We start from the raw sequence: 21,585 nt of genomic DNA, 5'->3' as shown, positions 1-21,585 counted from the left end.
CAGTACGAAGACCATTCCTGGAAGACTGATGCCCGCATTCAATGCCGCGAAGATGACGAATGCGGGTTCCTCCGCTCGCATGTTCGCGAGCACCGTGGTGACGCTGGGCTGCGCCTTCCTGCTGCTGATGGCTGCCGGGATCGGCGTCGTCGTCGCGATCACCCGCGAGGCCAACCGTCTCGAAGCCCAACGCCAGGGCGAGCGGATCGAAGCCGCCATCAACGGACAGATCAAGCTCAGCGAACTGCGGCTGGAGCGGCTCGTCGCCGCCGGCGACCTGCCCGAGGCCCTGCAGCAGCCGGGTCCGACGACCGCCATGCTTCAGGCCGCTCTCAAGCGTCTGGGCGGCCAGCTGATGGATTTCGACGGCGCCTATATCAGCGGAACCGGCGGAGCCGTGCTGGCCTGGGTCGAGAACCAGGCTGCGGCCGATCACGGCAATACCGACGGCCCGCACCATATCGAGGCCCTGCAACGCGGCGCCAAGAGCTCCTTCGTCGCGACGGTGATCGGCGACGAGGTCACGCCTCAATTCGGCGCCGCCCGCTCGACCATCGTCGCGGATGGCGGCGAGACGCTGATCCTGACCGTGATCGACCTGTCGCGCATCGCCTCGTTCAGCTCCGATGGCGGCCCGAAGCCGGTCTCCTTCGTCGCCTATCGCCACCTCTCGAACACCCTGATGTCGGATCTGGCCGAGCGCAACCGCATCGCCGACATCCAGCTCGTCCACACCCCGCCGGCCGGGCCGGCTTCGAAGCTCGGCCTGCGCACCGCCGACGGCAAGATCGGCGCCTGGCTGACATGGTCTCCGGCGCGCCCCGGCGATGTCATGCTGCGCCGCTTCCTCTGGGCGCTCATCGCCGTCGCCCTGCTGTTCTCCGCGATCTTCGTCTTCGTCGTCCAGCGCCTGCGCGCCTCGGCCGAGCAGATCGAACTGCGCGAGCGCCAGATCCAGCGCCTCGCCGGCCAGGACGAACTCTCCCTCCTGCCGAACCGGCGCAGCTTCGACCTGACGCTCGACCAGACGCTCGCCCATATCCACGACGACGGCCCGAGCCTCGCCGTGCTGCTGATCGACCTCGATCGCTTCAAGGCCGTCAACGACACCTATGGCCACACGGCCGGCGACGAGCTGATCCGCCAGGTCGCGGTCCGCCTCTCCGGCGCGGTGCAGGTCGGCGACACCGTGGCGCGCCTCGGGGGCGACGAGTTCGGCATCATCCAGACACATTCCGCGACCCCGGCCGGCTGCGCCGCGCTGGGCGAGCGCATCCTTGCCAGCCTGACCGAGCCCTTCACCATCACCGGGGCGGAGGTCACCATCGGCTCCTCGATCGGCATCGCCATGGCGCCGCGCGACGGCACCAGCCGCGAGGCTCTGCTCAAGCTCGCCGACACCGCGCTCTACGAGGCCAAGAACAGCGGCCGCAACCGCTACGCCTTCTTCGAGTCGCAGATGAACCGCTCGATGCAGCTCAAGCGCATGGTCGAGGACGACCTGCGCCACGCCATCGACAACGACCAGCTCATGTTGCACTACCAGCCGCAGGTCTCCGTCGACGGCTCCACCATCGTCGGCGTCGAGGCACTGGTGCGTTGGCAGCACCCGGTCCACGGCATGATCCCGCCCTCGGATTTCATCGCCATCGCCGAGGAACGCGGCCTGATCGTGCCCTTGAGCGAATGGGTGCTGCAGCGTGCCTGCACCGAGGCCAAGCGTTGGAAAGGCATCCGCCTGGCGGTCAACGTCTCGCCGATCCAGTTCCGTCACAAGGACTTCGTCGCCAACGTCATCCGCACCATCGCGGAGACGGATTTCGACCCGGCCCAGCTCGAGCTCGAACTGACCGAAGGCGTGCTGATCGAGGACGCGGACGCGGCGGAAGCCGCGATGATGGACATCCGGGCCCATGGCGTCGGGCTTGCGCTCGACGACTTCGGCACCGGCTATTCGAGCCTGATCTATCTGCGGCGCTTCGCCTTCGACAAGATCAAGATCGACCGCTCCTTCCTCGAATACATGGAAGCGACCGGCGAATCCGCGATCCTGGTCCATTCGATGGCCCATCTCGGCCGGGCGCTCGGCCTGCGCGTCTGCGCCGAGGGCGTCGAGACCGCCGAGCAGCACCGCTTCCTGCAGGCGATCGGCTGTCACGAATTGCAGGGTTTCCTGTTCTCCAAGGCGGTGCCCGCCAGTGAGATCGACCGCCTGCTCGGCCTCGACAATCCCTTCGCCGAAATCCTCGCAGCCGCCTGACGACCCACGAGCCGGACGGGCGGCGGATCTCTAGAAGAACAGCTCGTGGATGCCGCTGAAGATCGCGTAGGCGAAGCCGGCGCTGAGCAGCAGGCCGACGGCCCCGACGACGGCCCCGATGATGATCAGGACCCCATCCCGCTCGACCAGGCCGAGCCCGACGAGGCAGACCGCGAGCCCCAGCGGGATCTGGCCGATGAAGGGCGCGGCGACGATCAGGCCGAGCGCCAGGATCAGGATCACCAGCCCCAGCACCGGGATGGCCCAGGCTCCGCCAAGCATGGTCAGGCGCGGCCGCGAGAAGCGCTCCAGCCAGGTCAGGGCCGGCAGGGCCCGCGCCACCGCCCGGTTGAGCTCGGGCTTGCCGATGCTGCGCGCGAGCAGCGCCTGCGGCAGCCATGGCATCCGCCGCCCGGTCAGCATCTGCACGGCGACGAAGGCGAGCACCAGGCCGCAGACCAGCGGGATCGGCGGCGGCATCGGCAGGCAGTTGGGCAGGCCGAGCAGCACGACGAGCAGCGCATAGGCCCGGTCCTGCAGCGCGGCGACGATCGTGCCGACGGCGATGCGCTCTCCCGGCAGGCCCGCCAGCGCCGTCAGAAGTCCGGATGTACGCAGAGGAGATGACAAGGGAGCAGGCCGAGCCGACGCGGAGAACGCCCGCCTAGCATGGCCGGGCGTCCACCAACAAGCGAGCCGCACGCAGGCTTTCAATGCCCCTGGCTCAGGGCCCGCGCGCAGGCCAGGAGCTCAGTGCAGAGTGAAGACCCCGTTCACGTTGCGGATTTCAGCCGGCCGGATCAGGCGCGAATGCGCGACCGTGACCGAGTGCAACGGCCCTTCCAGCTCGCGCTTCCAGAACGTCAGGAAGTCCTGGAGCACAGGGAAGCGCGGCGCCACGTCGTACTGTTGCCAGATATAGGTTTGCAGCACGCTGAGATGATCCGGCATCCGATAGAGGATCGTTGCCGTGGTCAGCCCATAGCCTTCGAGCTGCCGGATGAAATCGGTCTTAACCATCGCCACCTCCCCTCCGTTACGGACTGAAAGCTTTGCCGGATAGATCGAGCCTGCTCCCGCCTGGTTAACAAAGACTTGCCAGCGTACTGCCAAACTGCTGCAATCCTGAGGCAGGCCGGGGGGATGGCGGCCTGCGCGACGGCGGGCGTGGGGACTTGCGTGGCGTGCCGTGTGGGCAAGGCCGGACTGGCCGGGCTGGCGATAATTGTCGCCGCCGCCCCAATCTCTGTGGCTCGAGCCGATGAGGAGGAGCTCGAGCGAAGCCCCCTCTCGATGGTGATCTTCGGCTCGATGGAAGCCGGGCCGACCAAGACCTTCCTCTCGCTCGGCATGAAGAGCGCCATCCGCGGCGGCCTCGCGGAAAGCGGCTTCCGGCTCTTCGTAAAGGCCGGCGGCTCCCAGGAGCAGATCCGGCGCCGGGCGCCGCACGGCACAACCTACAAGATCGAATCGCAAACGCTGCTCGGCTACGAGTGGCGCATCGGCAGCAGCTTTCTTGCGCTCTATGCCGGCCCGGACGCCGAAACCGAGCTGCGGTTCCCGGCCTTCGGCCCCGTCTCTACCGCCACCCGCTACGGGGCCAGGGTGCAGGCCGATCTCTGGCTCGTCCCCTCGCCCGGGATGGTCGTCCAGGCCAATGCCTACCTATCCTCGCTGAACGGGCGGGTCTGGGCGCGGATCGCGCCAGGCTGGCAGATGCCGGCCGGCTTTTATGTCGGACCCGAATTCGAAGCCTATGGCGCGCGCGACTACCGCAAGTACCGGCTCGGCCTCCATCTCACCGGCCTGCGCTTCCTCGGGCTGGACTGGCGCCTGTCCGGCGGCCTCCAGTCGACGAGCAACCGGCCCTCGGAATATTACGCCACGCTCGGGCTGCACTGGCTGCGTTGAAAGGCCCGTCAACCCCGCAGTGCCCGCAAGGCCTCCGGCGTATCGACATCGATGGCAATGGCGGGGTCCTCGAAGGGAACGTCGAGGACGCGCTCCCCGGCCTCGTCGAGCAGTCGCCGCGCCCCTCGATCGCCGCTCAAAAGCGACACCGCGGGGAAGATCGCCCGCGCGAGCAGCACCGGATTGCCGCGCTGGCCGAACAGCGTCGGCACGGCCGCCAATGCCTCGGGCTGGCCGCGATACGCTTCCGCCAGGCGCTCGATCACGGCAGGCGTGACATTCGGCATGTCGCCGAGCGAAATCACGGCTGCCGGAACCTCCGGCGGCAACGCGGCAACACCTGCCTTGAGCGAGCCCGCCAGGCCGGAGGCGTAGTCGGCGTTATGCACGAGTTGCACCGGCAACTCCGACAGCACGGCCTCGACCTCCGCGCGCTGGTGGCCGGTCACCACGATAATCGGGCTCAGGCCCGCTTCGATCTGCGCCTCGACCGCGTGGCGCAGGATCGGCTTGCCGCGCAGGGTCTCGAGCAGCTTGTTCTCAGGCCCCATACGTGTCGATTTCCCCGCCGCCAGCACGATTCCCGCCAGCGGTCCCTTCTCGATGGAACCCGGCGCGCGCGGCTGCGGCCGCGAGACGATCTCCATCAGCAACCCGCCGACGCCCATCTTCTGAACGTCGCCGCGCCCGACGGGAACGCCGGCGAGATGGCGCTGCAGCACCCAGTCGAAACTGTTCTCCTTGGGCGAGCGGGCGCAGCCCGGCGCGCCGATCACCGGCTTGCCGGCGATCCGGCCGAGCATCAGCAGGTTGCCGGGATCGACCGGCATGCCGAGATGCTCGACCTCGCCGCCAGCCTCGATCAGCGCCTGCGGGATCACGTCGCGCCTGTCCGTGATGGCGGAGGCGCCGAAGACGACGATGATGTCGGCCCTCCCCGCCGCCTGCTCGGCGATGGCCGTGGCCAACGGCTCGATTTCGTGCTGCACGCGCCTGTCAGCGGCCAGCACCGCTTCCGCCGGCTCCAGGCGGTCGCGCATGATGCGCAGGGTCTTGTCCACGACGCTCGGCTTCAGCCCGGGCAGCAGCGTCGAGATCACCGCCACGTTCGACGGCCGATAGGCTGCGACCGAGACCGGCGGCGTGTTGCCGAGCGCGTCGAGCGCCTGTTCCACCAGGGCCTGCGGCACCGCATAGGGAATGATCTTCACGGTCGCGACGAGTTCGCCCGCCACGACCGCCTTCAGCGCCGGCAGGGTCGCGACGGTGATCGCCTCGTCCACCGCGTTGAAGGCGTCGATCGCCGCGATATCGATGCGCAGCACGCCCGCCTGGGTTGCGAACATGTTGACCCGCCCGGTGAAGGGCGGCTCGGCGACGATCGCCTCGCCGACCATCCGCTCGGCCAGGCGCGCAGCCGCGGCATTCTCGTCGATATCGCCGGGCTCGAGTCGGACCGCGACGATCTCGGCGATTCCGGCCTCGGCAAGCTTCGCGGCCAGATCGGCTGTGACGGTCGCGCCCTTCTTCACGATGGTCCCGTCGGCGCGGATGGTGTGCGCCGCGATGCAGCCGACGGCGTCCGCGATGGCGACCGGTCCGAATTGCATCCCCGTTCCTCAGGCCGGCCTGCGGCGCGGGCCGCGCAGCGTCTGGACGATTTCGGCGAGGATCGCGAGCGCGATCTCGGCCGGCGAGACCGCGCCGATATCGAGCCCGATCGGCGCATGGATGCGCCCCGTCGCCGTGTCGTCAAAGCCGGCTTCCGTCAACCGCTCCAGCCGCCGGCCATGCGTCTTCCGGCTGCCGAGCGCGCCGACATAGAAGCAGTCCGAGCGCAGGGCCGCGACGAGGCCGGGATCGTCGATCTTCGGATCATGCGTCAGCGCGACGAAGGCGGTATAGGCGTCGAGCCCGATCCGCGGAAGCGCCTCCTCCGGCCATTCGGCCAGCAGCGTCACTTCGGGGAAGCGCTCGGGCGTGGCGAAGGCCGTGCGCGGATCGATCACCACGAGATCGAGGTCGAGCGCGCGGGCCATCGGTGCCATCGCCTGCGAGATATGGACCGCGCCGGTCGCGACGACACGCGGATGCGGCGCCTGCACGGTCAGGAAATAAGAAGCTCCATCAGCTTCGACCATGCCGCTCTTGCCGGAGCGCAATTGCCGCTCCAGCAGTTCCGCCAGCGGGTCGCCGGCGATTGCAGACTGCTTCACCAGCCTTTGCGCGCCCGTTGGGAGATCGCTGATCAGCACGGCGGCGCGACGCGCCTGGCGCTCTTCATTGAGCGCGGCGAGGGTCGAAAGCTCCACCGCTCAGCCCCTGTCCGCCGCGAGCTTCAGACCGAGCGCGATCATCAGCGAGCCGCCGATCCAGCGCCCGAAGGCGAAGCTCGCCCGGGTCTTCTTCATCGCGCCGACGAGGAGCGAAGCGCCGAACACGGTAACGAGATCGGCCGAGGAGAAGGCGAAATTCACGATCGTGCCGAGGATCAGGAACTGCGCCCAGACAGGCAGCGCGGCGGAAGGATCGACGAACTGCGGCAGGAGCGCGATGAAGAACAGCGCGACCTTCGGGTTCAGGATCTCGACGATGAAGGAATCGAGCAGCGCCCGCTTCACCGTCTTGGGCGGCGCCACCGGCTGGTCGGGCGCGCCCAGGCGCGAGCGGATCATGCCGATGCCGATCCAGATCAGGTAGAGCGCGCCGGCGATCTTCACCGCCATGTAGAGTTCCGGCACATGCTTGAACACGGCGGAAAGTCCGAAGGCGGCCGCGAAGACATGCAGGTAGCAGCCGAGATGGATGCCGAGCATCGCCATCAGCCCGGCCTTGCGGCCATGGCTGATCGTCTGCGCGGCGGTGTAGAGCAGCGCCGGCCCCGGAAAATAGGCGACGAGGATCGTCACCGTCGCGAAGGCGACGAGGGTTTCCCAGGAGGCCATCTCAGTTCACCTTCTCGACATAGACCTTGATGCGCCCGCCGCAGGACAGGCCCACCTGCCAGGCGGTCTCGTCGGCGACGCCGAATTCCAGCATCCGCGCCTTGCCGTCGGCGATGACATCGGCGGCTTCGGCCACGACGGCGCCCTCGACGCAGCCGCCCGAGACCGAGCCGAGGAAATTCCCCTCCCCGTCGATGACGAGATGCGAGCCGACGGGGCGCGGCGCCGAGCCCCAGGTCTCGACCACCGTCGCGATGGCGACGCCACGGCCGCCGCGCGCCCAGTCCTCGGCCGCGCGCAGGATGTCGGTTTCGGTGCTGATCATGGTCGGCGTCCTATCTCAGCCCTCATCCTGAGGAGCCGCGCAGCGGCGTCTCGAAGGATGTTCTAGCGAACTCTGGAACATCCTTCGAGATGCGATCTACGATCGCTCCTCAGGATGAGGGCTCGCGAGCAAAAACATCATGCCTCAACCGGCTTTCTTCAACCACAGGCGCGGATCGCTCTCCCGCCCTGCATCCAGCGAAAGCGCGGCGCAGAGATCGGCCATCGCCGCGAGAGTATGGATCGGCCGGAACGAGTCGACATGGGGCAGCATCGCCCGGATGCCGCTCGCCCGCGCCGCGAAGGCGTCGTAGCGCAGCAGCGGGTTGAGCCAGACGAGCTGCCGGCAGGAGCGGTGCAGCCGGTCCATCTCGAAACCGAGGCTGTCGTCGAGATGACGCTCCAGCCCGTCGGTGAAGAGCAGCACGATCGCCCCGCCCGCCAGGACGCGCCGCGACCAGACGCGGTTGAAGTCGTGCAGGGCCGTGGCGATGCGCGTGCCGCCTTCCCAGTCCGGCGCGGCCTTGCCGGCCATGGCCAGCGCCTCGTCGGGATCGCGGGCCCTGAGCATCCGCGTGACATTGGTCAGGCGCGTGCCGAAGACGAAGGAATGCACGCGTCGGCGCTTCTCGGTCAGCGCATGCAGGAAATGCAGGAAGATCCGCGAATACTCGGCCATCGAGCCGGAGATATCGACCAGCGCCACGATGGGCGGATGCACCTCGCGCCGCTCGCGGAAGGCAAGGTCGATCGAGCCGCCACCGCCCCGCAGCGACTGCCGGAAGGTCCGGCGCGGATCGATGCGCGTGCCGCGATGCGCTGGCCGGAAGCGGCGCGTCACGATGCTGTCGTCGGGCAGCCGGAGCTCCGCGATGAGCTGCTTGGCGCGGGCGATCTCGGCCGCGCTCATCTGGGCGAAATCGCGCGATTTCAGCATCTCGCGATCGGAGACGGTGAGCCGCGCCGTCAGCTCGGTCAGCTCCTTCGGCGGCTCGTCCTCGCGCGGCGGCGGGGCGAAGGCTTCCGCGACGCGCAGCGCCCCGGCCTCGGCCTTCTCGGGCTGGCTGTCGGCGCGAGGCGAGACCGGCGATATCTGGGCCATGATCTTCTCGATCAGGTTGCGCCGGCGCCAGAACAGCCGGAAGGCCTGATCGTAGACCGGGCTATCCTCATGCTTCTTCACGAAAATCGCATGCAGCGCCCAATAGACGTCGTCGCGTCCGCCGAGCGCACCGCCTTCCAGCGCCGCGATCGCCTCGACCACGGCGCCCGGCCCGACGGGCAGCCCCGCCGCGCGCAGGGCACGGGCGAAATAGGCGACGTTCTCGGCAAGCTTGCCGCTCACGGCTGCCCGATGCGCGTCATGCTCGCCCTTGTGGCGAGCATCCACGTCTTGAGCACGATTTTCGACGGAAGACGTGGATGGTCGGCACAAGGCCGACCATGACGGTGCCGCACAGCCATCACGATCCGGTTTCCGTCATGAACACCTTCTGGACGATCTGCCAGCGGCTCTCGATCTTCAAGAGCGAGAGCAGGTCGGTGAAATAGCGCGGCGGCATCTGGCACTTCACCTTGACCAGCGCCAGCGTCGGCCCGACGAGATCGATCGTCAGGATATGGTCGTCGCGCTGCATGCCCGTAGCCTGCGGCGCCGGCCGGTTGCGCACGGCATCGAGCCAGGCGTCGCGCGCCACGATCTGGATCGCGCCATCGTCGCGCGCCGTGGTCAGCGCGCTGGTCGGGTGGAAGACATGGGCGAGCTTCTCGGCATCGCCCTCGTAGAGCCCGTCGAGATAGGTCCGGACCGTCGCCTCGACGGCCTTGATATCGGCGTTCATGGCATCGTCCTTTCGCTTCACGGCCAAAGCCTAACGTCTACAGGGATTTCACGGAACCACACCGTCATTCCGGGGCTTCGCGTCAGCGAAGAGCCCGGAACCCAGAACCGATGCGGCATATCAACGACGCGCCGGAACTTATCGCCCCCTTGGCCAAAGGCATCGGTTCTGGGTTCCGGGCTCGGACCTGCGGCCCGCCCCGGAATGACGGCGAGGCTCCATGTGACATCGACCGGCCCTAGCGCCCCGCCTCCGCCTTGGCCCGATCCAGCAGCTCCTTGACCTGCGAGCCCTGCATCGCCTGGATATCGTCCTGGTACTTCAAGAGCGCACCCAGCGTATCCGAAACGATGGCCGGATCGAGTGCGACGGCATCGAGCTCGACCAAAGCCGTCGCCCAGTCCAGCGTCTCGGCGACGCCCGGCGCCTTGAACAATTCCTCCTTGCGGATCGCCTGCACGAAGGCGACGAGCTGCTTCGAGAGCTTGGCCGGGGCGTCCGGCACCTTCGCCTTCAGGATCGCCAGCTCGCGCGCGGCATCGGGATAGCCGACCCAGTGATAGAGGCAGCGCCGCTTCAGCGCGTCATGGATCTCGCGGGTGCGGTTCGAGGTCAGGATCACGATCGGCGGCTCGGCCGCCCGGATCGTGCCGAGCTCGGGGATGGTCACCTGCGCATCGGCCAGCACCTCCAGCAGGAAGGCCTCGAAGGCCTCGTCGGTGCGGTCGAGCTCGTCGATCAGCAGGATCGGCGCCCCGCCCTCCTGCGGCTCCAGCGCCTGCAAGAGCGGCCGCTTGACCAGATATTTCTCGGAGAAGATGTCGCCTTCGAGCCGGTCGCGATCGTCAGCAACGCCGCCGGCCTCGGCCAGCCGGATCGCCATCATCTGCCCGGCATAGTTCCACTCGTAGACGGCGGAGGCGAGGTCGAGCCCCTCATAGCACTGCAACCGGATCAGGCGCCGGCCGAGCCCGGCGGCCAGAACCTTGGCGATCTCGGTCTTGCCGGTGCCGGCCTCGCCCTCCAGCAGAAGCGGCCGCTTCATCCTGAGCGCCAGGAACAGCACGGTCGCGAGCGCGCGGTCGGCGACATAGCCCTGCCCCTGCAGGAGCGCGAGCGTGGCGTCGATGGAGGCTGGAGGATGGGACGAGTGCAGCATATCCGATCTCTATCGCTCCTGCCCGGACGAAGGAAGGCATCGGGCACGGGGCCACTCTGCCGGCACTGCAAGGCAGCCGCCCGTCACCGTGTCGACCATGCGAACCAGATCGCAACCAGCGCCATGCCGAGTGCGGCGCTTCGACGGATCATCCGCTCGCGTCGAGGATGAAACAGGAGCCGGCGCGCGGCATTCGCCCCCAGCACCAGCGCGGCATGGATCGTCGTCGCGATGACGACGAAGGCGGCCGTCAGGAGAAGCACCCCGTCGCGCGGTGCCGGCGCCGTCAGAAAGAGCGGAATGACGGCGACATAGAAGACCGCCGCCTTGGGGTTCAGCAGGTTCGTGATCAGACCGCGCCGGAACGACAGGACGGCCTCGCCCGAAGCCTCGGGTATCGGGTCGCGCCAGGCATCCCAGGCGAGCCAGAACAGATAGGCCACGCCGCCCCAGCGCAGGAGCCAGGCAACGGCGGGGAAACGCTCGTTCACGAGAGTGAAGCCGAAAGCCGCGGCGAGCCCGAGCAGGCCCAGACCCAGCGCAACGCCGGCCACCGCCGCCATGCCGCTGCGCCAGCCTTTCGCAAGGCTGAGCGCAACGATATAGCCCATGTTCGGCCCAGGCGTGATTTCGGCCACGATCGCCGTCAGCACGAACTCCCAGAACCGCACCGGGCGAAAGCCGAACGGATTCTACTTGCCCGTCGCCTGCGCCACGGCCTGCCTGGCCATCACGCCGATCAGGTGGGCGCGGTATTCCGCATCGGCATGGATGTCGCCATTGATGCCCTTGGCGGTGTGCTTCAGCCCGTCCAGCGATTTCGGCGCGAAGCGCGCCTTCAGCGCCGCCTCCGCTTCCGGCCAGCGGAAGACGCCGCCCTCGCCCGCGCCGGTCACCGTGACGCGGATATCGCTGCCACGCTTGGCGACGAAGACGCCGACCATTGCATAGCGCGAGGCCGGGTTGCGGAACTTGGCATAGCCCGCCTTCGAAACCAGCGGGAACGAGACCTTCGTGATGATCTCGCCTTCCTCCAGCGCGGTCTCGTAGAGTCCGGTGAAGAACTCCTCCGCGCTCAGCTTGCGCTTGTTGGTGACGACCGTGGCGCCCAGCGCCAGCAGGGCCGCCGGATAATCCGCCGCCGGGTCGTTATTGGCGACCGAGCCGCCGATCGTGCCGCGATGGCGCACATGCGGATCGCCGATGCTGCCGGCGAGGAAGGCAAGCGCGGGAATCGCCTCCTCCACCTCGGCGGAGGCCGCGACCTCGGCATGGGTCGTCATCGCGCCGATGACGAGATTGCGGCCCTTGCGATTGATGCCCTTGAGATCGGGACACGCCCCGAGATCGACGAGCGCGGTCGGCGAGGCCAGGCGCTGCTTCATCGTCGGCAGCAGGGTGTGACCTCCGGCCAGCAGCTTGGCGTCCTCCTTCTTGGCGAGCAGCGTCGCCGCCTGCCGGGCGCTGGTGGGCTTGTGATAGGTGAAAGCGTACATGGACCTGTCCTTTCAGCTCACTCGGCCGCCTGGCGGCTGATCGACTTCTGCGCCGCGCGCCACACCGCCTGCGGCGTCGCCGGCATCGCGATGTCCTCATGGCCCAGCGCGTCGGTGATGGCGTTGATGACGGCCGGCGGCGAGGCGATGGCGCCGGCCTCGCCGCAGCCCTTGATGCCCAGCGGGTTCGACGGGCACGGCGTCACGGTCATGCCGACATCGAAGGACGGCAGGTCGTCGGCGCGCGGCATGGTGTAGTCCATGAAGCTCGCCGTCACGAGTTGCCCGTCGGCGTTGTAGCGCGCGCCTTCCAGCAGCGCCTGGCCGACGCCCTGTGCGATGCCGCCATGGACTTGCCCCTCGACGATCATCGGGTTGATGACATTGCCGAAATCGTCGACGGCGGCCCAGCGCTCGATCCGTGTCACGCCGGTATCGGGATCGATCTCGACCTCGCAGATATGGACGCCGGCCGGGAAGGTGAAGTTGGTCGGGTCGTAGAACGCCCCCTCCTTCAGACCCGGCTCCAGCTCCTGCCCGTTGAACTTGTGCGCGACATAGGCCTGTAGCGCGCAGGAGCCGAAATCGAGCTTGCGGTCGGTGCCCTTCACCGAGAAATGCCCGTCCGCGAAGTCGATATCGGCCTCGTCGGCCTCCAGCACATGGGCGGCGACCTTCTTGCCCTTGGCGATCACCTTGTCGAGCGCCTTGAAGATCGCGGACATGCCGACCGCGCCGGAGCGCGAGCCATAGGTGCCCATGCCCATCTGCACCTTGTCGGTGTCGCCATGGACGATCGAGACATTGTCGATGGGAATGCCGAGCCGGCCCGAGACGAGCTGGGCAAAGGTCGTCTCATGGCCTTGGCCGTGGCTGTGCGAGCCGGTGAGCACCTCGACCGTGCCCACCGGATTGACCCGGACCTCGGCCGATTCCCACAAGCCCACCCCGGCACCGAGCGAGCCGACCGCCGCGGAGGGCGCGATGCCGCAGGCCTCGATATAGGAGGAGAAGCCGATGCCGCGCAGCTTGCCGGCGCGCGCGGAGTCGCGCTTGCGCTTGCCCAGCCCCTTGTAGTCGATCATCTCCAGCGCCTTCTTCAGCGAAGCGCCGTAATTACCGGCATCGTACATCATGATGACCGGCGTCTGGTGCGGGAACTTCTTGATATAGTTCAGCATCCGGAACTTGGCCGGATCCTTGCCGAGCTGGCGCGCGGTGACCTCGATCAGGCGCTCGACCACGAAGGTCGCCTCCGGCCGCCCGGCGCCGCGATAGGCGTCGACCGGCGCAGTGTTGGTATAGACCGCATCGACCTCGCAATAGATCGCCGGGATGTCGTACTGGCCCGAGAGCAGCGGCGCGTAGAGATAAGTCGGCACCGAGGACGAGAAGGTCGAGAGATAGGCACCGAGATTGGCGGTGGTCTTGACCTTCATGGCGAGGATCTTGCCCTCGGCATCGGTCGCAAGCTCGGCATGGGTGACGTGGTCGCGGCCATGCGCATCGGAGAGGAAGGCCTCCGTCCGGTCCGCCGTCCATTTCACCGGCCGCCCGACCTTCTTCGCCGCCCAGACGCAGACCGTCTCCTCGGCATAGATGAAGATCTTGGAGCCGAAGCCGCCGCCGACATCCGGCGCGATCACGCGCAGCTTGTTCTCCGGCGCGATACCGATGAAGGCCGAGAGCACCAGCCGCGCGACATGCGGGTTCTGGCTCGTCGTGTAGAGCGTGAAGATGCCCTCGCCCGCGTCGTAATCGCCGACGGCCGCGCGCGGCTCCATCGCATTGGGCACGAGGCGGTTGTTGACGAGGTCGAGCCTGGTGACGTGCTTGGCCGCCTTGAAGGCCTTCTCGGTCGCGTCCTTGTCGCCGAGATGCCAGTTGAACACGCTGTTGTCGGGCGCCTCGTCATGGACCACCGTCTTGGCGCCGATCGCCTTGGCGGTATCGACCACCGCCGGCAACTCCTGATAGTCGACCGCGATCGCCTCGGCCGCATCGCGTGCCTGCGCCAGCGTCTCGGCCACCACCACGGCGACATGGTCACCGACATAGCGCACCTTGCCCTGCGCCAGCGCCGGATGCGGGCCGGCGCGCATCGGCGAGCCATCCTTGTTGTGGATCATCCAGCCGCAGATCAAACCGCCGATCTTGTCGGTGGCGAGGTCGTCTCCGGTGAAGATGCCGAGCACGCCCGGCATGCCGGCGGCGACCTTCGTGTCGATCGACTTGATCCTGGCATGAGCATGCGGCGAGCGCAGGAAATAGGCATGAGCCTGGCCCGGCCGGTTGACGTCGTCGGTATAGCGGCCCTGGCCGGTGATGAAACGGTGATCTTCCTTGCGGCGGACTGCGGCGCCGATTCCGGTGGCGGACATGGTGTTCCCTCCTCGCACGGCGCCTCTGCCGGGCGCCTCACTGCATGGAACGCATGAAGGATGAAAAGCCCGCGGCGAACGCGGGCGCGTGCCTCATTCGGCGGCCTGGCGCGCCGGCGCGGCGCCCTTGCCCATAGCCTCGGCCCCGGCGGCGATCGCCTTGACGATGTTATGATAGCCGGTGCAGCGGCAGATGTTGCCGTCGAGATCCTCGCGGATCGTCTTCTCGTCGAGATCGTGGCCGCGGCGGTTCACCATGTCGACGGCGGACATGATCATGCCCGGCGTGCAGAAGCCGCATTGCAGCCCGTGATGCTCGCGGAAGGCCTCCTGCATCGGATGCAGCGTGTCGCCGGCAGCGAGTCCCTCGATCGTCGTAACGGAAGCGCCGTCCACGGAGACGGCGAGCGTGGTGCAGGACTTCACCGCCTTGCCGTCGAGATGCACGAGGCAGGCGCCGCACTGGCTGGTGTCGCAGCCGACATGGGTTCCGGTCAGCCGCAGGTTCTCCCGCAGGAACTGCACCAGAAGGGTGCGCGGATCGATAGTGGCGGTGACGGCTTTGCCGTTCACCGTCAGCGAAACAGTGGCCATGAGCATATCTCCTGTGACCCGTCTCTGACGCCGGCCAGTCCTCTCCCCGGGACTGGACCGTGCTGAAACCGAAGGAGCAGCCGGCCTCATCAGGCAGGCTTTCCTTGGAACAGCTCAAAAATGAATGTGGACCCGCGTTTTTCCGGGGTCAAGCGGAACGACGCGTTCCGAAAGCCCTGATTTTCGCCGAATTCCGGGAGATTTCGCCGTCCCGCTCTTCCCGTGGCGCATATTGGCGAAATCTTAATGAGCCTCTGTCAGCCTCCTCCACGTGCCAGGCCATCCCGCATGAGCGACTTCGTGCCTCTGATCACGGAACAGATTCAGCGTCGCCTGAAGGCGATCGGCTATGGCGAGGCGCAACGCGAGCGTCTGCAGCGCTATCGGCCGCTCGTGGACCGCTTGATCGAAGGACTGGTCCAGGCCGATTTCGATCGGGCCTTCATCATCCACCCGCCGCTTCGCGAGGCGGTCCTACCGGTCGCGGCCGCACTCTACCCCGCCGAGGCCGCCCATTTCCGCCTGCTGTTCGCCGGCGCCTTCGACGCGGCCTATCTCGACTCGATGGACCGGCTTTGCCAGCTCGAGCGGCAGGCCAATGTCCGCACCCGTGCCCGCGCCTCGATCGCCTTCTCGCTGGTGCGCGAGATCTGCCTGGCCAACCGCAGGCGCTCGCTGGTCTCGCCCGCGAAATTCGCCGAGGACATCTTCATCATCGAGCGGATCCTGACCTATGACGTCAATACGGCGATGACGATCAGCCAGGAGGTCGAGGCGAGCGATGCCCGCCGCCGCTCCGCCACGCTCGACGAAGCCGCGCTCAAGCTCCGGTCACGCATCGCCAATCTCGACGACACGATCAGCGATGCCGTGGAGCAGTTCGTCTCGACCGCCGACGAAACCGGGCGGACCACCAGCTTCATCAAGGATATCGTCGGCAAGGTCTCCAGCGCCTCGGTCATCGTGCGCGAGAAATCGCTGCAGACCGCCGCTGCGACCGAAGAGATGTCGGCCAATATCGCCGATATCGGCCAGCGCGCCCGGCAGAGCCTGTCGATCACCCATCAGGCGGTGCTCGATGCCGGCGAGATGAACGAGGCCGTGCTTCGCTTGCGCGAAGCGACCGGCAGCATCGGCAAGGTCGTCGGCATGATCGCCGACATCGCCGCGCAGACCAATCTGCTCGCCCTCAACGCCACGATCGAGGCCGCCCGCGCCGGCGAGGCGGGACGTGGCTTCGCCGTGGTCGCCGCGGAGGTGAAATCGCTGGCGACCCAGACCGCGAGCGCGACGCAGGACATCGCCGGCCAGATCGCCGAGCTTGCGGCGAGCGCCGAGGCCTGCGGCACCCATGCCGCCGCCATCGCCGCAACGGTCGACGCCATCCGCCTCGATTCGGAGGCGATCTCGGAAGCCGTCACCCAGCAGAGCAAGGTCACCGCCTCGATCGCGCATGACGCCGCCATGGTCGCGGACAGTTCCGATGCTGCGATCGAGAGCGCCAATGCCGTCAACGGCAGCCTGGACATGACCCAGACGGCGCTGGAACGAGCCAATGCCGCCGCTGCCAATATCGCGCTTCAGGTCGGCGCCGCCGAGGCGGCGGTGACCCAGGCGCTCACCGCGTTGCGCGAAGCGTCCTGAGGCGCTACGCCGTTATCCTCGGGCAAAGCGAAGCGGAGACCCGAAAATCTCAGGCAGGATTCAAGGAGCCCATTTTTTTGCCGGAGACGCTCGGGTCAAGCCCGAGCATGGCGGGCATGGAATGGCTCAGCCCTCACTCACCGCCTTGGCGAAATTGGCGAAGAACTCGTCGGCGAGCTTCTTCGAAACCGAATCGATCAGGCGCGAGCCGAGCTGCATCAGCTTGCCCCCGACCTGCGCCTCGACATCGTAGCGCAGCAGGGTCTGGCCGCCCTCCGCATCGCTCAGCATGACTCGCGCCCCGCCCTTGGCGAAGCCGGCGATCCCGCCCTCACCCTCGCCCGAGATGCGATAGCCGTTCGGCGGATCGAGCTCGCTGAGTTCGACCTTGCCTTTGAAGGTCGCCTTCACCGGGCCGAGCTTCACCTTCACCACGGCCGAGAGATGCGTGTCGTCGTCCTTGGTGAGCTGCTCGCAGCCGGGGATGCAGACTTTCAGCACTTCAGGGTCGTTCAGCTTGGCCCAGACCACATCCTTGGCGGCCGGCAATGTCGCCTCGCCGTTCATCGTCATCGCCATGGCCTGTCTCCCGCATGAGGTCACCGCGACACGGACGATTGCGGCCGGCGCGGTTCGAAGGTTATCCAGTTCCCTATCCATGGTCGCAAAGCCCCCGCCTGCACAAGAGGCGCCCGGCATGGAACCCTTGCCGATCCGGGAGAACCGATGCTGGAACTCACCCAAGACGAGCGCGCAATGGCCGGCGGCGACGCCGGCGAAGGCGCGGCCATGGCGATGCGGATCGTCGCCGAGGCCGGCCGCATGATGGGCGCGCCGCGGCTGATCCCGATCGCATCCGCCCATATCGACGGCGCGCTCTACCACGGCGATTCCGGCACGCTCTTCGCCGAGAGGCTGGTCGCGGGCGGTGCCCGCGTCGGCGTGCGGGCCAGCCTGAACGTCGGATCGCTTGCACCTGCCGGCTGCGCCGCGATCCGTCTGCCGCCGCATGAGCGCGACATGGCCCGGCGCATGATGCGCGCCTATGAGGCGATGGGCTGCGAGCCGAGCTGGACCTGCGCGCCCTATCAGGCCGGGCACAGACCCGCGCAGGGCAGCCACGTCGCCTGGGGCGAATCCAACGCGGTCGTGTTCTGCAATTCGGTGCTCGGCGCCCGCACCAACCGCTATGGCGATTTCCTCGACATCGCCTGCGCCATCGCCGGCCGCGCCCCCGATTACGGCCTGCATCGGCCCGTGAACCGGATCGCGACCCTGCTGATCGATGTGCGTGGTCTCTCGCGCGAACTCCGCTGTAGCGACGTGTTCTATCCCGTGCTCGGCACCATCCTCGGCCGCCGGGCCGGCAGCGACGTCGCGGTGATCGAGGGCTTGCAGGACTGCACCACCGAAGACCGGCTCAAGGCGCTCGGCGCCGCGGCCGCCTCGGCCGGCGGCGTCGGGCTGTTCCATGTCGCGGGCGTGACGCCGGAGGCCCCGGACGCCGCGACCGCGCTGGCCGGCATCGCGCCCCGCGAAACGATCGCGCTGACGCCGAACGACGTTGCCACCGCCCTCGCCCGCCTCTCGACGGCCGGCATGACGGACCGCGTCGATGCCGTCGCCATCGGCTCGCCGCATCTCTCGCTCGCCGAGATCGGGGAGCTCGAACGCCTCATGGCCGGGCGCCGGCTGAAGGTGCCGCTCTACGCCAATACCGGCCGCCATGTCGTCGGCCCGCTGGAGACGCAGGGCCGGCGCGGCGCCTTGGAAGCGGCGGGCGTCGTCTTCGTGGTCGATACCTGCGTCGTGGTCACGCCGATCCTGCCGGAGCTGGAGGGCGCGGTGCTGCTGACCAATTCCGGCAAGTTCGCCCATTACGCCCCGGGCAATACCGGCTATGCCGTGACCTATGGCTCGCTCTCGGAATGCGTCGAAAGCGCGGTCGCCGGCCACCTCGTCAGGGAAACCCGCGCATGGCGCTGAAGGCCGAAATTATCTTGCCCGGCGACGCCGCGACGGGCACCTGCCTGGCCCTCACCGCCCCGATCAGCTTCTGGGGCGGCGTCGATCCCGCGAGCGGCACGATCATCGATGCCCGACATCCCGAGCGCGGCCAGAACATCGCCGGCCGCATCCTCGCCTTGCCGGGCACGATCGGCTCGTCCTCGGCCTCGGCCGTGCTGCTGGAGCTGGTCCATGCCGGCAAGGCGCCGGCCGCCCTGCTGATGGATGCGCCGGACGCGATCCTCCTGCTCGGCCTCGTCGTCGCCCGCGAGATGGGCTGGCCGACGCCGCCGGCTTTCCGCCTGCCGGCAGCAGACCAGCAAGCGCTCGCCGATCGCAGGATCGCGATCTCGGCGGAGGGATTGATCGCGGCGGCTTAGCGGCTGTTCTGTCCGGGTCACAACCACCTTTGTCATTCCGGGGCTTCGCGTCAGCGAAGAACCTGGAACCCACGACTGGGCGAGCGGGCTACAACAGGGCGCCCCATGTTTCACCCGGTCGTGGGTTCCGGGTTCGCGCCTGCGGCGCGCCCCGGGATGACAAGGGTGAAACTCGATACGCCTTTAGACCCCGCTGAAGCGGCGATGGCGATAGATCAGCCCGGCCCCGCGCCCGGCTCCGCCGAGACCGGCGACCTCGCCGATCACGATGCGATGGCTGGCGACATCATGCGTCGCGATCAGCCGGCAGTCGAAGGCCGAGATCGCATCGAGCAGGACCGGCGCCCCTGTGGCGAGCTGCCCCCAGCGGGCCGTCTCGAAACGCGCCTCGCCCTCGATACCCCTGCGACTCGCGAATATCTCCGCGAGATCGACGAGCTGTTCCGGCAAGGTGTTGATGCAGAACGTCCGGCTCGCCTCGATAGCCGCCAGCGTGCGGCTGCCGCGGGCGATGCAGACGAGAACCGTCGGCGGCGCATCGGAGACGGAGGCGACCGCCGTCGCCGTCAGCCCGACGCGCCCGCCTGGCCCGTCGGTGGTCACGACATGCACGGCGCTCGCGACCTGCGCCATGGCATCGCGGAAGACATGGGCGTCCGGATGGTCCAGCGGTGGCAGGGGATGGACGGTCTTCGTCATCAGCTCGATCGGTTCGCTGTCCCGCTCTGTCGGAACAGCAGTCCATGTAGAGACTGGATGGCACCGGCGCCAGTCAGGGCGAGACCGGCGGCTCTCTCCGGCACGCCCGGGATATAGCAGAAAGCCCTCCCCCTTCCGTTAACGGGCGGTCCCATGGGCCGTAACTTGATATCGCGAGGGCGATCCCTCAGGCTCGGCCAATGTCGGCTGCCAGCGGCCGGGCTGGAGCCTGGCGGATAGCCGGCCAGCGGCAGCGAGCCGGCGCTGCGACCAAGGAGTTCCCGATGGCCTTTGCCTGCACGATTCCCGCCACGCCGACCGTCCAGCAGGACGACGAGACGATCCGGATCACCCGCTGGGATTTCGAGCCCGGTGCCGTGACCGGCTGGCACGAGCATGGCTGGCCCTATTTCGTGGTGATGCTCGTCGCGGGAACGCTGCGGATCCATAACGGCACCGATGTCACAGACGTGCCGCTGGCGCAGGGCCAGGCTTATATGCGCCCCGCCGGCATCCGCCACGACGTGATGAACGGTTCCGATCATCCGATCGCCTTCGTCGAGATCGAGGTGAAGCAGCCCGGTGCCCTCAAGGAGCTTTCCCTGCCTTGATCGCGGAAGCGCATGACCAATCGCGCCGGCACCGCTGAACCTGGCCGCGATGCGGTGCCGATCCATGCATTTTTCCAATCCGTCGATCGGCTTTTCGTATTCGTCTTTGGGATGAGCCGCGCCCGGCGCATGGCGGAGGATTATGTCAGGTGCCGCAGGAAATGCGGTTCGACGGAGTTTTCACAGCCCGGAACGCAATCATCATGCGCAGAATGCCTGCCATATCGCAGAGTATTCTGCACATTTTCGCGCCGTTTCGTTCGTAATTGCTTTTGACAGAAAAATGGCACCGGGCGATTGTCCCCGGCACGAGCCGTTGGTAGCTCTGCACGGCAATCGCATCCCGCATGCGCCGGTGTCATGCCGGTGACGAGAACGGGAGCTGGTTCGAGGGGTCGGCGTTTTCATGGAAGTCTTCCTGCAGCAGCTCATCAATGGGCTGACACTGGGATCGATCTACGGTCTCATCGCCATCGGCTACACGATGGTCTTCGGCATCATCGGCATGGTGAACTTCGCCCACGGCGATATTTTCATGCTCTCCGCCTTCATCGCGCTGATCTTCTTCATGCTGATCACGGCAGTGGTCGGTACCGGCGCCGGCATGGTCATGCTGGCGCTCGTGGCGGTGCTGGGACTGGCGATGTTCTTCACCTCGCTGTGGAACTGGACGATCGAGCGGGTCGCCTACCGGCCGCTGCGCGGCTCCTTCCGCCTCGCGCCGCTGATCTCGGCGATCGGCATGTCGATCTTCCTGATGAACTTCGTGCAGGTCGTGCAGGGCCCGCGCAACAAGTCGATCCCGCCACTGCTCAACAAGTCGATCACCCTGATCGAGAGCACGACCTATTCGGTCCAGATCTCCTACAAGCAGATCGTCATCATCCTGACGACGGCAGTGCTGCTCGCAGCCTTCTGGTACATCGTACAGAAGACGCCGCTCGGCCGCGCCCAGCGTGCCTGCGAACAGGACCGCAAGATGGCGGCGCTGCTCGGCATCGACGTCGACCGCACGATCTCGATCACCTTCATCATGGGTGCCGCGCTCGCGGCGGTGGCCGGCGTGATGTACCTCGTGCTCTATGGCGTCGTAAACTTCGCCGACGGCTTCACGCCCGGCGTCAAGGCCTTCACCGCAGCCGTGCTCGGCGGCATCGGCTCGCTCCCCGGCGCGGTGATCGGCGGCCTGCTGATCGGGCTGATCGAGGTCATGTGGTCGGCCTATTTCACCATCGACTACAAGGACGTCGCCGCCTTCTGCATCCTGGCGATCGTGCTGGTCTTCATGCCCTCCGGCCTGCTCGGGCGCCCGGAAGTCGAGAAGGTCTGAGCC

The 21,585-nt window shown here is 67.5% G+C and carries 22 protein-coding genes; 7 read left to right on the top strand and 15 right to left on the bottom strand.

Annotated elements, in window-relative coordinates:
- Positions 1-28 precede the first annotated feature (28 nt).
- On the top strand, positions 29-2,260 hold the full coding sequence (locus OCUBac02_RS11005; protein ID WP_173045589.1) for a putative bifunctional diguanylate cyclase/phosphodiesterase: 2,232 nt from the start codon (positions 29-31) through the stop codon (positions 2,258-2,260).
- Positions 2,261-2,290: 30 nt separating this feature from the next.
- On the opposite strand, the gene OCUBac02_RS11000 is transcribed toward OCUBac02_RS11005, so the two are convergent.
- Both OCUBac02_RS11000 and OCUBac02_RS10995 read right to left on the bottom strand, forming a co-directional pair.
- Positions 2,291-2,890 carry an exopolysaccharide biosynthesis protein gene (locus OCUBac02_RS11000; protein WP_052231975.1) on the bottom strand — a complete coding sequence of 200 codons (600 nt, stop codon included), beginning with the start codon at positions 2,888-2,890 and terminating at the stop codon, positions 2,291-2,293.
- A gap of 120 nt (positions 2,891-3,010) precedes the next feature.
- Complete coding sequence (locus OCUBac02_RS10995; RefSeq protein ID WP_047574638.1) at positions 3,011-3,280, bottom strand: usg protein; 270 nt, start codon at positions 3,278-3,280, stop codon at positions 3,011-3,013.
- Positions 3,281-3,553: 273 nt separating this feature from the next.
- Between OCUBac02_RS10995 and bcsS the strand changes: the two genes are divergently transcribed.
- The gene (bcsS, locus tag OCUBac02_RS10990) at positions 3,554-4,171 is read left to right on the top strand and encodes a cellulose biosynthesis protein BcsS (protein ID WP_173045587.1); all 618 of its coding nucleotides are present in this window, start codon (positions 3,554-3,556) and stop codon (positions 4,169-4,171) included.
- 8 nt (positions 4,172-4,179) lie between these two features.
- Here bcsS and OCUBac02_RS10985 read toward each other — a convergent pair whose 3' ends face one another.
- The 11 genes from OCUBac02_RS10985 to OCUBac02_RS10935 form a co-directional block, all read right to left on the bottom strand.
- Positions 4,180-5,781: an NTP transferase domain-containing protein gene (locus OCUBac02_RS10985; protein WP_173045586.1), complete on the bottom strand. Its 1,602-nt coding sequence runs from the start codon at positions 5,779-5,781 to the stop codon at positions 4,180-4,182.
- A gap of 9 nt (positions 5,782-5,790) precedes the next feature.
- Positions 5,791-6,483, bottom strand: a complete 693-nt coding sequence (locus OCUBac02_RS10980; RefSeq protein WP_173045584.1) for an XdhC family protein — start codon at positions 6,481-6,483, stop codon at positions 5,791-5,793.
- Positions 6,484-6,486: 3 nt separating this feature from the next.
- A complete protein-coding gene (locus OCUBac02_RS10975; RefSeq protein ID WP_173045582.1) occupies positions 6,487-7,116 on the bottom strand; it encodes a LysE family translocator in 630 nt (209 codons plus the stop codon).
- A gap of 1 nt (position 7,117) precedes the next feature.
- Positions 7,118-7,441, bottom strand: a complete 324-nt coding sequence (locus OCUBac02_RS10970) for an XdhC family protein (protein ID WP_047574650.1) — start codon at positions 7,439-7,441, stop codon at positions 7,118-7,120.
- A 144-nt stretch (positions 7,442-7,585) separates the two neighbouring features.
- A complete protein-coding gene (locus tag OCUBac02_RS10965; RefSeq protein ID WP_244639162.1) occupies positions 7,586-8,830 on the bottom strand; it encodes a vWA domain-containing protein in 1,245 nt (414 codons plus the stop codon).
- A gap of 73 nt (positions 8,831-8,903) precedes the next feature.
- Complete coding sequence (locus tag OCUBac02_RS10960; RefSeq protein WP_173045580.1) at positions 8,904-9,281, bottom strand: nuclear transport factor 2 family protein; 378 nt, start codon at positions 9,279-9,281, stop codon at positions 8,904-8,906.
- 238 nt (positions 9,282-9,519) lie between these two features.
- The gene (locus OCUBac02_RS10955; RefSeq protein ID WP_047576980.1) at positions 9,520-10,440 is read right to left on the bottom strand and encodes an AAA family ATPase; all 921 of its coding nucleotides are present in this window, start codon (positions 10,438-10,440) and stop codon (positions 9,520-9,522) included.
- 83 nt (positions 10,441-10,523) lie between these two features.
- A complete protein-coding gene (locus OCUBac02_RS10950; protein ID WP_244639161.1) occupies positions 10,524-11,111 on the bottom strand; it encodes a LysE family translocator in 588 nt (195 codons plus the stop codon).
- Positions 11,112-11,132: 21 nt separating this feature from the next.
- Positions 11,133-11,936, bottom strand: coding sequence for an FAD binding domain-containing protein (locus tag OCUBac02_RS10945; protein ID WP_173045578.1), 804 nt, complete (start codon positions 11,934-11,936; stop codon positions 11,133-11,135).
- Between the two features lie 17 nt (positions 11,937-11,953).
- Positions 11,954-14,317 carry a xanthine dehydrogenase family protein molybdopterin-binding subunit gene (locus OCUBac02_RS10940; protein WP_173045577.1) on the bottom strand — a complete coding sequence of 788 codons (2,364 nt, stop codon included), beginning with the start codon at positions 14,315-14,317 and terminating at the stop codon, positions 11,954-11,956.
- 93 nt (positions 14,318-14,410) lie between these two features.
- Positions 14,411-14,911, bottom strand: a complete 501-nt coding sequence (locus OCUBac02_RS10935; RefSeq protein WP_047576985.1) for a (2Fe-2S)-binding protein — start codon at positions 14,909-14,911, stop codon at positions 14,411-14,413.
- A 288-nt stretch (positions 14,912-15,199) separates the two neighbouring features.
- On the opposite strand from OCUBac02_RS10935, the gene OCUBac02_RS10930 reads away from it, so the two are divergent.
- Positions 15,200-16,555 carry a methyl-accepting chemotaxis protein gene (locus OCUBac02_RS10930; protein WP_173045575.1) on the top strand — a complete coding sequence of 452 codons (1,356 nt, stop codon included), beginning with the start codon at positions 15,200-15,202 and terminating at the stop codon, positions 16,553-16,555.
- 126 nt (positions 16,556-16,681) lie between these two features.
- Here OCUBac02_RS10930 and OCUBac02_RS10925 read toward each other — a convergent pair whose 3' ends face one another.
- Positions 16,682-17,134, bottom strand: a complete 453-nt coding sequence (locus tag OCUBac02_RS10925) for a CoxG family protein (protein WP_173045573.1) — start codon at positions 17,132-17,134, stop codon at positions 16,682-16,684.
- 147 nt (positions 17,135-17,281) lie between these two features.
- Here OCUBac02_RS10925 and OCUBac02_RS10920 point away from each other — a divergent pair, with 147 nt between their 5' ends.
- Positions 17,282-18,541, top strand: a complete 1,260-nt coding sequence (locus tag OCUBac02_RS10920) for an aconitase X (protein WP_173045571.1) — start codon at positions 17,282-17,284, stop codon at positions 18,539-18,541.
- Positions 18,532-18,942, top strand: coding sequence for an aconitase X swivel domain-containing protein (locus OCUBac02_RS10915; protein WP_173045569.1), 411 nt, complete (start codon positions 18,532-18,534; stop codon positions 18,940-18,942). The genes OCUBac02_RS10920 and OCUBac02_RS10915 overlap by 10 nt, the downstream gene beginning before the upstream one ends.
- 183 nt (positions 18,943-19,125) lie before the next feature.
- Here the strand turns inward: OCUBac02_RS10915 and OCUBac02_RS10910 are convergent, their stop codons facing one another.
- Positions 19,126-19,641 (bottom strand): flavin reductase family protein, encoded by a 516-nt coding sequence (locus tag OCUBac02_RS10910; RefSeq protein WP_047580306.1) that lies wholly within the window; start codon positions 19,639-19,641, stop codon positions 19,126-19,128.
- A gap of 284 nt (positions 19,642-19,925) precedes the next feature.
- Here OCUBac02_RS10910 and OCUBac02_RS10905 point away from each other — a divergent pair, with 284 nt between their 5' ends.
- Both OCUBac02_RS10905 and OCUBac02_RS10900 read left to right on the top strand, forming a co-directional pair.
- Complete coding sequence (locus tag OCUBac02_RS10905) at positions 19,926-20,252, top strand: cupin domain-containing protein (protein WP_047580305.1); 327 nt, start codon at positions 19,926-19,928, stop codon at positions 20,250-20,252.
- Between the two features lie 406 nt (positions 20,253-20,658).
- The gene (locus tag OCUBac02_RS10900) at positions 20,659-21,582 is read left to right on the top strand and encodes an ABC transporter permease subunit (RefSeq protein ID WP_047580304.1); all 924 of its coding nucleotides are present in this window, start codon (positions 20,659-20,661) and stop codon (positions 21,580-21,582) included.
- Positions 21,583-21,585: the final 3 nt, after the last annotated feature.

The organism is Bosea sp. ANAM02 (assembly GCF_011764485.1).
Classification (GTDB): Bacteria; Pseudomonadota; Alphaproteobacteria; order Rhizobiales; family Beijerinckiaceae; genus Allobosea.
This window is presented reverse-complemented; position numbering and strand designations above follow the sequence as displayed.

What these genes read in the sequence shown, in the direction of transcription:
- OCUBac02_RS10935 (WP_047576985.1), bottom strand. Translation starts at nt 14,911, where the DNA reads ATGGCCACTGTTTCGCTGACGGTGAACGGCAAAGCCGTCACCGCCACT.
- OCUBac02_RS10900 (WP_047580304.1), top strand. Translation starts at nt 20,659, where the DNA reads ATGGAAGTCTTCCTGCAGCAGCTCATCAATGGGCTGACACTGGGATCG.
- OCUBac02_RS10960 (WP_173045580.1), bottom strand. Translation starts at nt 9,281, where the DNA reads ATGAACGCCGATATCAAGGCCGTCGAGGCGACGGTCCGGACCTATCTC.
- OCUBac02_RS10930 (WP_173045575.1), top strand. Translation starts at nt 15,200, where the DNA reads ATGAGCGACTTCGTGCCTCTGATCACGGAACAGATTCAGCGTCGCCTG.
- OCUBac02_RS10975 (WP_173045582.1), bottom strand. Translation starts at nt 7,116, where the DNA reads ATGGCCTCCTGGGAAACCCTCGTCGCCTTCGCGACGGTGACGATCCTC.
- OCUBac02_RS10910 (WP_047580306.1), bottom strand. Translation starts at nt 19,641, where the DNA reads ATGACGAAGACCGTCCATCCCCTGCCACCGCTGGACCATCCGGACGCC.
- OCUBac02_RS11005 (WP_173045589.1), top strand. Translation starts at nt 29, where the DNA reads ATGCCCGCATTCAATGCCGCGAAGATGACGAATGCGGGTTCCTCCGCT.
- OCUBac02_RS10915 (WP_173045569.1), top strand. Translation starts at nt 18,532, where the DNA reads ATGGCGCTGAAGGCCGAAATTATCTTGCCCGGCGACGCCGCGACGGGC.
- OCUBac02_RS10940 (WP_173045577.1), bottom strand. Translation starts at nt 14,317, where the DNA reads ATGTCCGCCACCGGAATCGGCGCCGCAGTCCGCCGCAAGGAAGATCAC.
- OCUBac02_RS10985 (WP_173045586.1), bottom strand. Translation starts at nt 5,781, where the DNA reads ATGCAATTCGGACCGGTCGCCATCGCGGACGCCGTCGGCTGCATCGCG.
- OCUBac02_RS10970 (WP_047574650.1), bottom strand. Translation starts at nt 7,441, where the DNA reads ATGATCAGCACCGAAACCGACATCCTGCGCGCGGCCGAGGACTGGGCG.
- OCUBac02_RS10925 (WP_173045573.1), bottom strand. Translation starts at nt 17,134, where the DNA reads ATGGCGATGACGATGAACGGCGAGGCGACATTGCCGGCCGCCAAGGAT.
- bcsS (WP_173045587.1), top strand. Translation starts at nt 3,554, where the DNA reads ATGGTGATCTTCGGCTCGATGGAAGCCGGGCCGACCAAGACCTTCCTC.
- OCUBac02_RS10955 (WP_047576980.1), bottom strand. Translation starts at nt 10,440, where the DNA reads ATGCTGCACTCGTCCCATCCTCCAGCCTCCATCGACGCCACGCTCGCG.
- OCUBac02_RS10995 (WP_047574638.1), bottom strand. Translation starts at nt 3,280, where the DNA reads ATGGTTAAGACCGATTTCATCCGGCAGCTCGAAGGCTATGGGCTGACC.
- OCUBac02_RS10920 (WP_173045571.1), top strand. Translation starts at nt 17,282, where the DNA reads ATGCTGGAACTCACCCAAGACGAGCGCGCAATGGCCGGCGGCGACGCC.
- OCUBac02_RS10905 (WP_047580305.1), top strand. Translation starts at nt 19,926, where the DNA reads ATGGCCTTTGCCTGCACGATTCCCGCCACGCCGACCGTCCAGCAGGAC.
- OCUBac02_RS10945 (WP_173045578.1), bottom strand. Translation starts at nt 11,936, where the DNA reads ATGTACGCTTTCACCTATCACAAGCCCACCAGCGCCCGGCAGGCGGCG.